Here is a 15,055-nt window from a genome sequence, read left to right on the forward strand (position 1 = left end):
TCTGTTTATTTTACTAATGGATTTCTACTATTATAAGCTTGATAAAGCAATACCCCGGTTGCCACACTAGCATTTAAGGATTGTACGTGACCAACCATTGGCAAAGTAATAGTTTGATCCATCTGCTTTTTAAGTAATGGGGCGATGCCTTTACCTTCGTTACCAATTACCAGTACAGTCTTGCCTTGGGCATTCCATTCACGATAATCAGTACCTGCCATATCAGTTCCAAAGACCCAGTAACCGCGTTTCTTCAGTTCTTTAGTAGTTTGAACTAAATTATTAACGCGCGCTACTGGCACATAATCAATTGCTCCTGTAGATGTTTTAGCTACTACCGAAGTTAAGCCAGTCGCGTGACGCTTAGGAATAATGATCCCATCAACGCCAGTAGCATCGGCTGAACGCAAAATTGATCCCAGATTGTGAGGGTCTTCAATAGAATCCAACATTAATAAAAATGGTTCTTTACCTTCTGCATCATACTTGTCCAGCAATTGATTTAAATCTGCATATTCAAAGCTAGAAATTGCTAAAACTAGACCTTGGTGATTGCCACCAGCAACCAAACGATCAAGCTTATTTTTAGGCACGTCTTGAACAACTAAACGCTTTTTTTTAGCTAAACTATAAACTTGATTAGCAAATTCTTCTTGTACACCGTGTTGCAAAAAAACCTTATTAATCTTGTCGGCACTTTGTGTTTTTAAATAATCAAGTCCGGCATGGCGTCCAAAGACAAAATCTTTATTTGAAGTCATAATTTTTCAGCCCGTCCTCTTCTACAGTATCAATACACCACTTGCTTAAGTCTGCCACTCGATCATTTTTTCCCAGTAAATAAAGATAACCAATCATTGCTTCAAAGCCTGTTGATAATTGGTATGTTTTCAAGCTAGTATTCTTAGCCTTAGTATGACTTTTAGCATTACGTCCACGACGAAAAGCAGCTAATTCATCATCCGTTAACATTTCTTCATCTTGCATCTTAGTTACCAACGCAGCTTGTGCTTTAGCTGAAACATAGTGAGTCGCTTCACGCTGCAATACTTGTGGTTTAACGATACCGCCTTTAACTAGGTGTCTGCGAATAATTACTTCATACACTGCATCCCCTAAATAGGCTAAAGTTTGTCCATTTAAAGTATCCGGATTAACATCCTCTTCCGTTAGTTTTTTTATTTTAGTCACGAGTCCACCTAGTTCCTTGTGGGGTATCTTGAATAGTGATCCCCATTTCCTTTAATTGATCACGAATTTGATCACTAGTTGCCCAATCTTTATTTGCTCGAGCCTCATCACGCTTTTTAACTAAAGCGTCAATTTCATCGTCATTGGAGCCAGCATTTTTAACGCAAAGCTTATTAGTATCCACGCCAAACACTAATAACCAACTAGCTAATTTCTCTTTAAACTTTTGCAATTCTTGCTTGTCAGCTCTAGCAGCATTAGCGTTGGCATTGACTACAGGCAACAAATCATAGATAGCTGTTAAAGCATTTTGGACATTAAAGTCATCGTCCATCGCCTGTTCAAATTTTTCGTTAGTTGCCATAATCGCCTGTGCTAATTCGGCTGATTCTTCACTAGCTGTATCATCTGCTAGACGGTAATTAATATTAGTCAAAGTATTTTTAAAGCGATCTAAAATTGTAGCTGCTTGTGCTAAATTTTCAGCAGAATAGTTAATTTGGCGGCGATATTGTACGCTAGCCATGAAGAAGCGCAGTACTTGCGGATCAACTTCCCTTAAAATATCGTGCACTGTTACGAAATTGTGCAGTGATTTAGACATCTTTTCCTGATCTTTACCGACAGTTACAAAACCGTTATGCAGCCAATAATTAACAAACTTTTTCCCGGTCTTAGCTTCACTTTGTGCAATTTCATTCTCATGGTGCGGAAATTCAAGGTCTTGACCACCACCATGAATATCGATCGTATCGCCTAAATATTTGGTACTCATGACAGAACATTCAATATGCCAGCCTGGCCGTCCCTTGCCCCATGGTGAATCCCAAGCAATTTCATCGGGTTCCTTTTGCGCCTTCCACAAAGCAAAATCGATTGGATCTTCTTTGCGGCTTTGTTCTGTATCGTTAATGTGCTCTGAAGCACCCTCTTCAAGCTGTTCAATATTTTGATCACTTAACTGACCGTAATGCTTAAACTTTTTGGCACGATAATAAACATCGCCGTCTACTTCATAAGCATAGCCATTGTCAATTAGGCTTTTAACAAAAGCGATAATGTCATTAATTTCATGAGTTGCACGGGGATGCAAAGTCGCCGGCTCAATGTTTAGCGCTGTCGTATCAGCCAAAAAAGCATTGATAAACTTTTCAGCCAATTTGGGTACAGTCGTTTTTTCAGCTCTCGCTTCGTTGATCATCTTGTCATCAACATCAGTAAAGTTAGAAACATACTTAACGTCATAACCCTTATATTCAAAATAGCGTCTAATGGTGTCAAAAGCAATTGCGCTTCTGGCATTACCAATGTGAATATAGTTATACACCGTTGGTCCACAGACATACATGCTGATATGTCCTGGAACTAATGGCTTAAATTCTTCTTTTTTACGCGTCAGTGTATTATAAACTCTCACGGCTAACACTTGTCCCTTCTGTCAAAATAACTAATTTTTATTTTAGCAGATGAAAAAAGAAGCTGCATTTATTTGCAGCCTCTTTTTCAATTTATCTAATTAAAGATTATTAGCACTCATTTGCTTCAAGGTTAAATCAATGTGTTCTAATACACGTTCTTTACCTAAAAGCTCCATTGCTTCGCCAATACCAGGTCCAACCATTGAACGCGTGGTAGCAATTCTAATTGGCATAAAGAGCTTTCTTCCCTTGATGCCAGTAGCCTTACGAGTTGCTTGAATAGCGTTCATGATTTGAACTGAAGTAAATCTTGGGATGAGGTCTAATTGCTTCTTGAATTCTTCAATTACACCACGGCCATCATCATTCTTGATTTCTTCGATTTCTTCGTCTGAAAGATCCTTAGCTTCTTCAAAGAAAATCTTAGCCATGTCTACAATTTGCTTAGTGTATGACATTTGTACTGAGTAGATGTTAACCAATTGACGAACCCATTCCATCTTTTCTGGTGTTGGATGCTCATCAACAAGACCTGCTTCTTGCAAGTTGTTCAAAGCTAAATCAAGCAAAGTGTCGCGATCAGCCTTCTTGATGTATTGGTTGTTAATCCATTCAAGTTTCTTTTGGTCAAAAGCAGCAGGTGACTTAGACAAACGTGCAGGGTCAAATTGCTTGATGAATTCACGCTTGTTAAAGATTTCGTTTTCACCCTTTGGTGACCAACCAAGAAGAGTAATGAAGTTAAACATAGCTTCTGGTAAGTAACCAAGATCACGATATTGTTCAATAAATTGAAGAACTGATTCGTCACGCTTAGAAAGTTTTTTACCAGTTTCTGAATTAATGATCAATGTCATATGACCAAACTTAGGAGGTTCCCAACCAAGTGCCTCATAAACAACTAATTGCTTAGGTGTGTTAGAAACGTGATCATCACCACGAAGTACGTGAGTGATCTTCATCAAGTGGTCATCGATAACTACGGCAAAGTTGTAAGTTGGCATTCCGTCACGCTTTTGAATAACGAAATCCCCACCAATAGTGTCTGATTCAAACTCAAGGTGTCCCTTAACAATATCATCCCATGAATAAGTTTCCATTTCTGGAATATGGATACGAACAACTGGCTTTAAGCCCTTAGCCTTTGCTTCATCTTGAGCTTGCTTAATTTCATCAGCAGTCATACCCTCATATTCGTAAGTATAGTGAGGTGCAACACCTGCAGCACGTTGTTCTTCACGTTGTGCTTCAAGTTCTTCCTCAGTCTTGTATGAGTAATATGCTTTACCTTCATCGATCAATTGATCAATATACTTTTGGTAAATTTCTTTTCTTTCTGATTGACGATAAGGACCATAGTCGCCACCCTTATCAGGACCTTCATCCCAGTCAATTCCTAACCAGTGAAGGTTTTCCATTTGAGACTTAGAACCGCCCTTAACATTACGCTTTTGGTCGGTGTCTTCAATTCTCAAGACCATAGTACCCTTGTTATGACGAGCGAATAAATAGTTAAAAAGTGCAGTACGTGCGTTACCAATGTGCAAGTGACCAGTTGGACTTGGTGCATATCTTACACGGATTTTTTCTTTAGCCAAAATTCATGCCTCTTTCAAAAAATAGTAAATTCAAACAATCTTAGTTTACTCGTTATATAGTAAGAATTCAATTAATGCTAGCCAAAAACTAATTTTAAAGCTTGGGGAATACTCGAAACGGGAATTACCTCAATGCCATGATCTTTTAATCCAGAATACATATTATGCCGTGGAATAAAGATCCGCTTAAACCCTACTTTAGCCGCTTCTTTTACTCGTGCATCGATTTTATCAACTCGGCGAACTTCACCAGTTAAGCCCACTTCGCCTACAAAACAATCTGTCGGCGAAATTTCTTTATCGGTATAACTGGATGCAACTGCCATGGCAATTGCTAAATCAATTGCTGGTTCATTCAATTTAATCCCACCAGTTGCAGTCAAATAGACATCTTGATTCTGCAACATTAAGTTTCCCCGCTTTTCAAGCACCGCTAGCAGCAATGAAGCTTTGTTAAAACTAATACCTGACGTGGTCCTTTTAGCATAGCCAAAAGCTGTCGGAGTAACCAAAGCCTGAATTTCTGCTAAAAGTGGCCTAGTTCCTTCAAGCGATACCACCACAGCAGAGCCAGTAGAATTAGGTAGTCTTTGGTCCAGAAAAATTGATGATGGATTAGTTACCTCTCTTAAGCCTTCATTAACCATTTCAAACATTCCAATTTCGTTTGCTGCTCCAAAACGGTTTTTAACAGAATGCAAAATTCGGTAAGAATGGTGTTCATCCCCTTCAAAATAGAGAACGGTATCCACCATATGTTCCAAGATCTTAGGCCCAGCAATCGCACCCTCTTTTGTAACGTGGCCGATAACAAAAACTGTAATGGCATCCATCTTGGCAATTTTCATTAATTCACTTGTTACTTCACGAACCTGTGAGGCAGAGCCAGTCATCGAATCAAGACTTGGTTCATTCATAGTTTGAATGGAGTCGATTACAACAAAGTCAGGCTTAACATCATTGATTTGTTCGCGAATATCATGCATGTCAGTCTCTGGATATAAGAGCATATTACTTTGACCTACACCCAGTCGGTCAGCCCGCAATTTGATTTGGTTAGCTGATTCTTCTCCCGAAACGTAAAGCACCTTATATTTTTCAGATAAGTCACTCATAATTTGTAACATCAAGGTTGACTTACCAATTCCGGGATCTCCACCAATTAAAACTAGTGAGCCTGGCACAATACCACCACCTAAAACGCGGTTTAATTCCTCAGATTTAGTGACAATTCGTTCTTCTTTTTCAGCTTTAATCTTATCCAGCTTTACCGGTTCATTTAATCCAGTCTTCTGAATCAAACGACTAGCAGTTGCCTTAGTAGAACGCTTTTGCACTTCTTCAGTTTCTTTTTCAAATTGATTCCAGGCACCACAGTTAGGACAGCGGCCTAAATAACTTGCCGAAATATAGCCGCAAGAACGACACTTATATTGTGTTTTTACTCTAGCCATTAATCCCCCTTCTTTTCATTAGTTGATCCAAAGCCGCTAACTCTTTTTCGACTAATTGGATCATCATCGTCGGTCTTCAAGTATTTGATAAAAATGCCTTGAGCAATACGGTCTCCCTTCTTGATGTGCAAGGGCCGTACGCCATAATTAATCATTTGTACAAAAATTTCGCCCTCATTGTTAGGATTATTGTAATAATCTGCATCGATAACGCCGATCCCATTTGGCAAAGCTAGATTACGCTTAAAAGTATTAGATGAACGATTAGCTAAAATCAACACTTCATCTTCTGGCATATAAGCTTTAAGTCCAGTTGGCACTAACAACGGCTTTAAAATCTGATCCGCCATCTCATAGTCGCGCTCATACAGCTGGTGTCCATTTCTAATCAACCTAAAAATTCGCACAAAATTTAGTCGCCAAATGCTAGGGATAGTAATGTCTTCAGCCGCTTCGATGTCATAGCCTGCACTGGCTAGGGTCTGTCTGCGAGGAAGATTAATTTCCTGATCTTGATACTTTTTGACTACTTCAAATCCACGTGTTTTCATTCCAAAGCTCCATTTATCTTTTATTTTGACAGTTATCTATTTTACAATGTTTTTAGTCAACACAAAATAAATAGCTCTCTATTATTTATTACGCAAAAAAATGAGATTATTTTTTTAAAAAGGAATTTTTTATGAATAAGCAAGATACGCACCAAATTTTCACTATAAAAAATGAAGAAGACATACTATTATCTAGCGTTACCTTAGATAAAATCGCTCGCAAAGACAGTAATGTCTGGATAATGAACCATTTTTTTATTAATCCACAATTTAATAGTCAGGATTTGCTTGAAAAACAAATGCAAAAAGTTTGGCAATTAGCTCAAGAAACTAACTTACCCATTTGGCCGCTTGATCCTATGATCATTGACTACTTCACCCAGCATCCTCAATTTCACAAAATTTGGTATCATCGTCCATTTAATCGATAAGATTATTAGACGACTCATTTTGAATAAGATAAAATTAATTTAAGTACTTATAAAGGAGGATTTTTTTATGGTAAAAGAAATCAACAATGATACTATTAATAAATTTGAACAAGACTTAGCTAACCACCCTGTTTTTGATGTTGCTAGTCACGCTGCTCAAGAAAACGGTATCTACAAAGCTAGTCAAAACTTACAAACTAAGATCGACCTAGATCCAACCTTCTCAATCGAAATTGATACAGGTAACCCTGCCGATCAAAAGCAGTCTGGTCGCTGCTGGATGTTCAGTGCTTTAAACACTATGCGTCACCCATTACAAAAGAAATTTAAGTTAAAGGACTTCGAATTATCTCAAAATTACACTAACTTCTGGGATAAATTTGAAAAGTCTAACTGGTTCTTTGAAAATGTGATCGCAACTGCTGATAAGGACTTGGGCGATCGTAAAGTTTCATTCTTATTTGCGACTCCTCAACAAGACGGCGGTCAATGGGACATGCTTTGCGGTATTATTGAAAAATATGGTATCGTTCCTAAGAGTGTTTATCCAGAAACTGCTAATGCTACTAACTCTAGTGCATTAAACGATACTTTAAATACTTTACTTCGTAAAGATGGTCTTGAATTACGTAGACTTGTTAATGCTGGTAAATCAGAAGCTGAAGTACAAGCTCGCAAAGAAGAAATGTTAAACGATGTCTTCCGTGTTCTTGCAATTTCACTTGGTGTTCCACCAAAGAAGTTTAACTTTGAATATCGTGATGACGACCACAATTACCATATTGACGAAGATATTACTCCTAAGGAATTCTTTGATAAATATGTTGGCATGGATTTAGCTAACCACATTTCCACAATCAATGCCCCAACTAAAGACAAGCCTTTCCACAAGGTCTTCTCAGTTGAGTATTTAGGTAATGTTGAAGGCGGCCGTCAAGTTCGTCACTTGAACTTAAAGGTTGATGAAATGAAAGACCTCATCATCAAGCAATTGAAGAGCGGCGAAGTTGTTTGGTTTGGTTCAAACGTTGTTAAAGATTCTGAACGTCGTGCAGGACTTCTTGACACTAACCTTTACCGTCGCGATCAACTATTCGATGTTGACTTCTCAATGTCTAAGGCTGACAAACTTGATTCAGGCGAAAGTATGATGGACCATGCTATGGTTATTACAGGTGTTGATATTGTTAACGGTAAGCCAACCAAATGGAAGATTGAAAACTCATGGGGCGAAAAGCCTGGCTTCAATGGTTACTTCGTAATGAGTGATTCATGGTTTGATTCATTTGTTTACCAAGCAGTTATCAACAAGGACATTTTGCCAGAAGATCTTAAGAAGGCTTACGACGAAGGCAAGAACAATCCTATTCAATTATTGCCATGGGATCCAATGGGTGCCTTAGCTTTTAAATATTAATCCAAAACTTCTAAGAGTTACGTTTTTAAGGCGTAACTCTTTTTATTCATAAGTGTTAATTCTCGCTTATACCTTCGTTACTAATTACAATGAAAGCGCATTTAGTAGAGCTTATCATTTTACCTAGGAGGTATAAAACATGACAGATTATTCAAAAAGACAATTAAAAGCTTTAGATAGAATTTCTAAGAAGATTGAGGATACTGAAAGTCACCTTGCTAGAATTGAAGATTCAGTACCTGATCGTCGTCACCGTACTGCACAACATGAAACGATTAAGGATATTAAATCTATTTTGAAACATGCTAGAAAAGTCGGCGAATACGATGCTAAGATTGATGCCAAAGCTGATGAAAATGAGTATGTTTACGTTGAAGATGAAGAAGGCGTCATTAAGGATCTTGAAAAAGAATTCAAAGACCTTGATGATAGACTTTGCAAGTTAACCGATGTTGATGGCTATGACATCAAGCGTTATCGTGAAGAACACCATTCACTTGAAAAGGCTAAAGAAGTTTTAGCTAAGGCCGGCAAATTGAAGTAAAACAAAATATAAGTAAATTACACAAAAGACGTAGTTAGATAAAATGTTCTAACTACGTCTTTTTTACCAAATATGTAATAAGCGGGTTGGATCTAACTTACTTAAGTTGAACTGATGCACATGTTGCTTTTTATTTTCCGGAAATTCTTTCACAAAATCCGCTACATTATACAAACCAGTTGAATATGTCCAAACTCCCTTAACCTTTCTGATCGGATCCAACATCTCATTTCGAATTGGATAAGCTGAAATCAAAAAGTGCTTGTGATGAAACTTAAAGACAAAATATGGCAACTTGAACTGCTTAACTGCTTCATCTTCAGTTTTAGCAATTGAAACTACATTTCGATAAGTTCCATACTTTTCTGTAAACTTGTCATTAAATGAAAAATAAAAGTTCGAGATATGCACATGTGGAAAATCTTCTTCATCTACCATGTCAGGAACCGCAATCACATGAGCATAACGATCTAAATTTGTCTCACGCTGTGACAACGCATGATCCATCTGATTTGGCACAACTTTATGTGCCCAGTATGGTACTTCTGGATGTGCTTCATAAGAACGATACATTTGCTTAACCACTTCAGGCTTAACCCAATCGTAATGCATTCTAGTCTGATTACGCTTAAGCAAACTCTCTAAGGTAGTATGTTCCATCAGATCTACTACAAAGCATTCATAGTGATACTTGTCTACCCAAGGCTTAAAATGTTCAATCGCACTTGGAACGATATGCGTCCCATCCACAATAACAGTTTCGCCATATTCCATCTTGTGTTCTACAAGGTGATCCACCATTTGCTCAGTACGCACAGTTACGTGCCGCGGAATGACTTGGTGTAAAACATCCGCATCCTCTTGATAGTAAACTGTCAAATCCGCCAATAGTAGCCTAATTTGATCACGACTGATCGCATAAGGATTTAAGTGATGGCGAGCAATAAAAGAAGATTTACCGGAGCCAGGTGCACCTCGTAATAAAAATAATTTACGCATGCCTAATACTCCAAACTAAATATACTAGAAATCATAATAGATTTTACCATAGATATGTGTAAAACCTCATTTAGAGCATTAAAAAAATGCACTAAGGTGCATTTTTAACATTATTTACGTAAAATTTGTTTGTTAATAATCTTTAAGTGCTCATCCATAGTATAAACAATCGGTTCCGCATTAGGAACTTCCAGTTTTACGATGTCATGATCATTAATTTGCTCTAGCTTTTTTATCAAAGCACGCAAACTTGAACCGTGGGCTACGATCAGTTGGTCTTCACCATTCATCAATCGAGATGCGATATGATCATAATAATATGGCATGAGTCTTTTCTGAGTTTGATGTAAACTTTCTGCCCGTGGCATCAAATGCTGATCAAAATGCTTATAACGGCGATCAATCATTGGTGACCCCTGCTTAGGTGGAACTGAATCAAAACTACGTCGCCACAATAGAACTTGTTCCACACCAAATACTTTACGTGAAATGTCCTTATTAAGGCCCCTTAAAGCACCGTAGTGGCGTTCATTCAGCCGCCAGGTCTTAGTCATCGGTAGCCATAATAAATTGCAGACATCGGCTACTATATTTGCTGTCACAATTGCACGGGATAAGACTGAAGTATGAATGTGGGTGGGAGCAAAATCCGAAATGGTTTTAATCAATTCACCAGCTTTTTCTGCTTGTTCTTCACCTTTTTTAGTCAACGGAACATCGTTCCAGCCAGTATAAACATTGGCAGCATTTGCCACACTTTCGCCATGTCGAACTAATACTAATTTAGCCATTCTAAGATTCCTTACTTCATTAATACTCTAACGATCATAACAATTCCTGCGATCGTGAAGATAATTCCTAAAGCCATAAAGGCTCTAATGCCGCCTTTATTGATAGGTTGCTTACGCCTATTAAAAGCATAGGACATGTCATAAATACCCATAATCAATACAATAATCGCTGTAAAAATATTAACATTAAACATTCTTTCACCTAATCTTCGTTAATACCGTGGCCTGGAACGATCATCTTGTCTTTTCTGCCACGCTCGCACTCTGCTTGTAAGGTAATATGATTAATACCTAACTCTTTTTGTAACTCCTGTCCAATATCTTGGTATAGCTGCTCTAATTCATCGGCTCTTAATCCTGGGGCTACATTAATATGCGCGTCCATCATAATAAAGTCATCGCTGTAGCGCCAAACATGGACATGATGGATATTTTGAACTATGGGGAACGATAAAACAATCTTGTTCACTTCATTCAAGTCGATATCAGGATTAGATTCCATCAAAACATTGGCTGCTTTCATTGTAATTTCATAAGCTTCATGCAAAACAAAGATTGAAACTAAAATAGTCAAAACCGGGTCAAGCCAAGTTACGTTCCAGAAGTAAATGAAGATCGCACCAATTACAACCGCTACACTGGACAAGGCATCACTTAACATATGAATAAAAGTTGACCGTACATTCAAATTAGCCTTGGAATCGCTATGCATTGCTAGCATTGAAATAATATTGGCAGCCAGCCCAATAATCGAGACAATCAGCATAATGCCACCGTGAATATGTTCCGGCTTCCAGAAACGTTGAATTGCTTCAACAAACAAAACCACACTGATCACGATCAAGATAACGCCATTAGTAAAAGCGGCTAAAGTTTCAGCTCTTTCATAACCAAAGGTCTTAAACTGATTACGACTTTTGCGACTAATCAGGTGCGCCACAAAAGATAAAATAATTGCACCAACATCACTCAGATTATGAACTGCATCTGAAAGCAGTGCTAATGAACCTGAAAAAATACCACCTATAAATTCAGCAATAGTAATAACAACATTCAGTAGAGTTACGAAGACATAACGCTTAGTTGTATGATCTTTATTCATAAAATATTTTCCTTTCGTTATCAGTGTACCAAAAAAGGCCCTACTTCGGCAGTAGGACTTTTATAGCTCTTCAGCATCTACATTATAATCAACAATTTCAAATGAACCGTCATCGTGCAAAATTCCACGAGTAACGCTCCCATTATTTGGAAAAACAATATCGTTTTTGCCATTACTCTTATTCCAATATTTTATGGACAAAGTTTTAATAAAGTCACCATGGCTAACTAACAAAACTCTTTGTTCATCTTTAGTTAAATCGCGCAAAACGTCAATTGCCCGTACCATCCGCTCATCTAACTCATCCTGATTTTCCGCTAAATGACGCGGATCAGCCTTTTTTGTTGCTGCACGAAATTTGCGCAAGCCTACCTGATTGATGATCTTAGTTACATCATCTTCATGGCCAATTCCTGCGGCTAGTGCTACTTGCTCCCAAGTCTGGTTAATATCATCGCCTTCAAAAGTTCCAAAGAAGACCTCACGAAATTCAGGCAGCTTTTTAATTTTACCAATATCCGAGACCACATTAGCATCCTTCATCAAGTGAACGGTATCAATTGCTCTCTTCAAATCTGATGAATACATGTTATCAAAGTGAACTTGACTCAAGGCCTTAGCGGTTCTCTTTAGATCGTTAATCCCCTTCACGGTTAGAGGAGAATCGCACCAACCCTGAACTTTGTCCAATTGGTTAAACATTGTTTCACCATGACGTACCAAATAAACTTCTGTTGCCATCAACCTTAGCCCCCCTTTTCATTGCTTAATATTGTACCAAACTTATTGCAGGTATGCCGTATAAAAGAAGTAACCGGCTTGAATGAAGGCCAAGCTTGCAATGAAAATTCGAACTGGCTTTTCCGGTACTCGTCTTAAAATAGCTGGCCCAATATAACCACCAATAAACATCCCGATTGCCAAAGGAATCGCTTGAAGCCAATAAATATGCGAAGTAAACATAAAGATAATTAAGGCTACCAAATTGGCAAAACCACAAATCACATTTTTAATAGCGTTAATAACAATAAATCGATCATTAGTAATATAAGTTAAAAGTACTAGTACGATGACTCCACCAGCTGCACCAAAGTAACCCGTATACATCCCCATGACTAAAAGTGCGAGAAAATAAATTATTTTAAGCCATGTTGGTTGCGCCTTAGTATTTAAACTATGATGTTTCCCAGAAACAATAATCATCAATCCTGAGAAAGCAATAAAGAACGGTACTGCTTTTTCAAAAATCTTTGGAGGAAAAGATAGAAGCAAAATACAACCCAAAATTGATCCCACAACTGTAAAAATGGTATAGAACCAAACTTGCTTCCAATGTCCTTTTAATTCCTTAGTCGAAGATACAGTTGAACCGATGCTAGTCCAAATTAGCGCCGCATCATTAGTTACATTAGCAAATACTGGTGGAATTCCTACTGCTAGCAAAACTGGGTATGATGCAAGTGATGCCATTGAGGCCACTGACGATAATAAGCCACCTGCAACACCACCTAATAATAAGAAAATTACGGTCCAGATTGTCATTTTTTAATTCCTTTCCTAAAATTGTCTAGTTCATTATAATTCTAATAGGAACTAACACAAAGGAAGTTTATTCATGGCTACATTTGAAACTTTAATTTTTATTCCCGAAGGCAGTTTATTAAATGAAAAATTAGCAGAAAAAACTGCGCTGCAGCAAACTTTAAAACATTATGGGTTAGACTGGGGACCAGCTGAGCGACTACGCTACACTAGCTTAGAAAAAGAATTTAAAAATTTATCTAGCGATGATCAAATCGATTTAGCTTTATCTACATTTTTAAAAGAAGATCTTTCTAAAACGCGAACTGTTTTTGATGATGCAATGAAGGATCAAACCAGGTTAGTCAAGGGCGCCATCGACTTTATTGATGAAGTCAGTGGCAAGCTGCATTTGATTTTGCTTGCTAAAGAAAAGCGCACTCAAATCGAACCGCGCCTTGCACCTACAGAATTGCTTTCTTCATTTGACAATGCTTATTTCGCCGATGATTTTACGGACAAGCTGCCAAGCAAAAATATTTTCTTTAAGATTCTGAAAGACAATCCAGATATTGATCCAGACACAGTTTTAGTAATTGGAACTAATCTGGATGAAGAAATTCAAGGTGCAGAAAATGCCAATCTAAAATCATTATGGCTGGCACCTAAAAAAGACAAGATACCAATTTCACCTCATCCTACTCTTCATTTAAGCAAATTAGCAGATCTTTCATTTTACTTAGATCTAATGTAAGTAGATAATTAAAATAGTTATAGAAAGGATGATTTTATGACAAAAGTTGCTGTAGTATTTGCAGACGGTTGCGAAGAAGTCGAAGGTTTAAGCGTTGTTGACGTATTGCGTAGACTTAATGTTGAATGCGATATGGTAGGTTTAATAAGTAAAAAAGTAGATGGTGACCATCATATTGAAATCACTTGTGACAAAGTTGTAGATGACAGTTTATTAGATTATGATTTGGTTGCCTTTCCAGGAGGCATGACTGGTTCTGCTAACTTACGCGATAATGAAAAATTACGTGATCTGATGATTAAGCGTCATGAAGCTGGCAAGTGGGATGCCGCAATGTGTGCTGCTCCACGCGCTCTTGCTCGCTATGGTGTTTTGGCAGATGCGGACTTCACTTGTTATCCAGGCATTGAAGAAGAATGCTTAAAAGATGCCCCAAGTGCTCATTTTTCAGAGAAAATCACCGTTACTGATAAAGAGCATAAAGTTTTAACAAGCCGTGGTCCTGCTACCGCTTGGGCCTTTGCCTATGCAATTGCCGAAGCCTTAGGGGTCGACACTAGTGCCTTAAAGAAGGGTATGCTCTACAATTACCTAGCCGATAATATTCAAGATAGTTTGTAATAAAAAATGATTGGGTTTGATCGCCCAATCATTTTTCATATTTCATCAAATCTACTTCAACATGAAAGCTCTCATTGCCTGGCATCTTACCACTTTCGTGTTGAATAGTCTTAAAGCCTTTGGCTAAATATAATTTTTGTGCAGGATTTCCTTCTAGTACTTCTAAATAGAACGGTCTTCCTGCATTTTTTATTGCGAAATCGATTAATTGACTGCCAATTCCTTGATGCTGATATTCTGGTTTTACATATAGCCATCCTAACTCTTCATCATTGAAGGCTACAAAACCTACTGTAGTCTTATCTTTTTGAGCAACATATACTTGATAATCGTCAAATAGTCCCTCTGTTTGAGATGCAATTTTAAATGGGATAAATGCAGCGGTTAAATTAGCCGCTGCAAGCTCCTGTTTTCTGGCTGGATCATGTATTTCACATAATGTCGAAAAGTCTGACTCTTGGTATTTTCTAATTTGCATGATTATTGTCCCACTCCTTTATTTGCCTGATTATTTCCTAATTTATCAAAAAATATCATTTTTCGTCAAATATTATCCAGGAAATAATTATTCTGCAAAAAGAAAAGGCACTCTATTGAATGCCTTAATGAAGAAAAATTTAAGTTATAGTTTTTTTGCAAGTTGATACTGCTTGAAAATGAATC

The 15,055-nt window shown here is 37.7% G+C and carries 18 protein-coding genes; 5 read left to right on the plus strand and 13 right to left on the minus strand.

All coding sequences use genetic code 11. From position 1 onward, the window contains the following. Positions 1-5 precede the first annotated feature (5 nt). The 6 genes from rlmB to CP367_RS06965 form a co-directional block, all read right to left on the minus strand. Entirely contained in the window at positions 6-761 is a 756-nt protein-coding gene (rlmB, locus tag CP367_RS06940) for a 23S rRNA (guanosine(2251)-2'-O)-methyltransferase RlmB (protein ID WP_005724210.1), read from the minus strand. Continuing rightward, on the minus strand, positions 748-1,191 hold the full coding sequence (locus CP367_RS06945; protein WP_013085836.1) for a mini-ribonuclease III: 444 nt from the start codon (positions 1,189-1,191) through the stop codon (positions 748-750). The genes rlmB and CP367_RS06945 overlap by 14 nt, the downstream gene beginning before the upstream one ends. After that, entirely contained in the window at positions 1,184-2,617 is a 1,434-nt protein-coding gene (gene cysS / locus CP367_RS06950) for a cysteine--tRNA ligase (RefSeq protein ID WP_089142847.1), read from the minus strand. The genes CP367_RS06945 and cysS overlap by 8 nt, the downstream gene beginning before the upstream one ends. A gap of 90 nt (positions 2,618-2,707) precedes the next feature. Then, positions 2,708-4,207 (minus strand): glutamate--tRNA ligase, encoded by a 1,500-nt coding sequence (gene gltX, locus CP367_RS06955; protein ID WP_005720415.1) that lies wholly within the window; start codon positions 4,205-4,207, stop codon positions 2,708-2,710. Between the two features lie 77 nt (positions 4,208-4,284). Beyond that, positions 4,285-5,661 carry a DNA repair protein RadA gene (radA, locus tag CP367_RS06960; RefSeq protein WP_005720413.1) on the minus strand — a complete coding sequence of 459 codons (1,377 nt, stop codon included), beginning with the start codon at positions 5,659-5,661 and terminating at the stop codon, positions 4,285-4,287. Continuing rightward, complete coding sequence (locus tag CP367_RS06965; RefSeq protein ID WP_005720412.1) at positions 5,661-6,212, minus strand: dUTP diphosphatase; 552 nt, start codon at positions 6,210-6,212, stop codon at positions 5,661-5,663. The genes radA and CP367_RS06965 overlap by 1 nt, the downstream gene beginning before the upstream one ends. Before the next feature lie 131 nt (positions 6,213-6,343). On the opposite strand from CP367_RS06965, the gene CP367_RS06970 reads away from it, so the two are divergent. The 3 genes from CP367_RS06970 to CP367_RS06980 all read left to right on the plus strand — a co-directional run bounded on the left by CP367_RS06970 (position 6,344) and on the right by CP367_RS06980 (position 8,604). Further along, positions 6,344-6,643, plus strand: a complete 300-nt coding sequence (locus CP367_RS06970) for a hypothetical protein (RefSeq protein WP_013085834.1) — start codon at positions 6,344-6,346, stop codon at positions 6,641-6,643. 67 nt (positions 6,644-6,710) lie between these two features. Then, entirely contained in the window at positions 6,711-8,060 is a 1,350-nt protein-coding gene (gene pepC, locus CP367_RS06975) for an aminopeptidase C (RefSeq protein WP_089147631.1), read from the plus strand. A 139-nt stretch (positions 8,061-8,199) separates the two neighbouring features. After that, the gene (locus CP367_RS06980) at positions 8,200-8,604 is read left to right on the plus strand and encodes a hypothetical protein (protein ID WP_089147630.1); all 405 of its coding nucleotides are present in this window, start codon (positions 8,200-8,202) and stop codon (positions 8,602-8,604) included. 63 nt (positions 8,605-8,667) lie between these two features. Here the strand turns inward: CP367_RS06980 and CP367_RS06985 are convergent, their stop codons facing one another. From CP367_RS06985 to CP367_RS07010, 6 genes are all read right to left on the minus strand, one after another. Continuing rightward, positions 8,668-9,603, minus strand: coding sequence for an AAA family ATPase (locus CP367_RS06985; protein ID WP_023488529.1), 936 nt, complete (start codon positions 9,601-9,603; stop codon positions 8,668-8,670). Between the two features lie 110 nt (positions 9,604-9,713). Continuing rightward, the gene (locus CP367_RS06990) at positions 9,714-10,394 is read right to left on the minus strand and encodes a 2,3-diphosphoglycerate-dependent phosphoglycerate mutase (RefSeq protein WP_005724199.1); all 681 of its coding nucleotides are present in this window, start codon (positions 10,392-10,394) and stop codon (positions 9,714-9,716) included. An 11-nt stretch (positions 10,395-10,405) separates the two neighbouring features. Continuing rightward, complete coding sequence (locus CP367_RS06995) at positions 10,406-10,588, minus strand: hypothetical protein (RefSeq protein WP_089146138.1); 183 nt, start codon at positions 10,586-10,588, stop codon at positions 10,406-10,408. Between the two features lie 8 nt (positions 10,589-10,596). Next, the gene (locus CP367_RS07000) at positions 10,597-11,496 is read right to left on the minus strand and encodes a cation diffusion facilitator family transporter (protein WP_057726694.1); all 900 of its coding nucleotides are present in this window, start codon (positions 11,494-11,496) and stop codon (positions 10,597-10,599) included. A 60-nt stretch (positions 11,497-11,556) separates the two neighbouring features. After that, complete coding sequence (locus tag CP367_RS07005; RefSeq protein WP_061204433.1) at positions 11,557-12,237, minus strand: histidine phosphatase family protein; 681 nt, start codon at positions 12,235-12,237, stop codon at positions 11,557-11,559. A 42-nt stretch (positions 12,238-12,279) separates the two neighbouring features. Continuing rightward, positions 12,280-13,038: a sulfite exporter TauE/SafE family protein gene (locus tag CP367_RS07010; RefSeq protein WP_013085827.1), complete on the minus strand. Its 759-nt coding sequence runs from the start codon at positions 13,036-13,038 to the stop codon at positions 12,280-12,282. Between the two features lie 73 nt (positions 13,039-13,111). Here CP367_RS07010 and CP367_RS07015 point away from each other — a divergent pair, with 73 nt between their 5' ends. Together CP367_RS07015 and CP367_RS07020 are read left to right on the plus strand one after the other, a co-directional pair. Further along, on the plus strand, positions 13,112-13,771 hold the full coding sequence (locus tag CP367_RS07015) for an HAD family hydrolase (RefSeq protein WP_089146137.1): 660 nt from the start codon (positions 13,112-13,114) through the stop codon (positions 13,769-13,771). A 36-nt stretch (positions 13,772-13,807) separates the two neighbouring features. Beyond that, positions 13,808-14,392 carry a DJ-1 family glyoxalase III gene (locus CP367_RS07020; protein ID WP_061204430.1) on the plus strand — a complete coding sequence of 195 codons (585 nt, stop codon included), beginning with the start codon at positions 13,808-13,810 and terminating at the stop codon, positions 14,390-14,392. 28 nt (positions 14,393-14,420) lie between these two features. Here the strand turns inward: CP367_RS07020 and CP367_RS07025 are convergent, their stop codons facing one another. After that, the gene (locus CP367_RS07025) at positions 14,421-14,870 is read right to left on the minus strand and encodes a GNAT family N-acetyltransferase (RefSeq protein ID WP_089145586.1); all 450 of its coding nucleotides are present in this window, start codon (positions 14,868-14,870) and stop codon (positions 14,421-14,423) included. Positions 14,871-15,055 lie beyond the last annotated feature (185 nt).

Source organism: Lactobacillus sp. UMNPBX16 (genome assembly GCF_002553775.1).
GTDB lineage: Bacteria > Bacillota > Bacilli > Lactobacillales > Lactobacillaceae > Lactobacillus > Lactobacillus crispatus.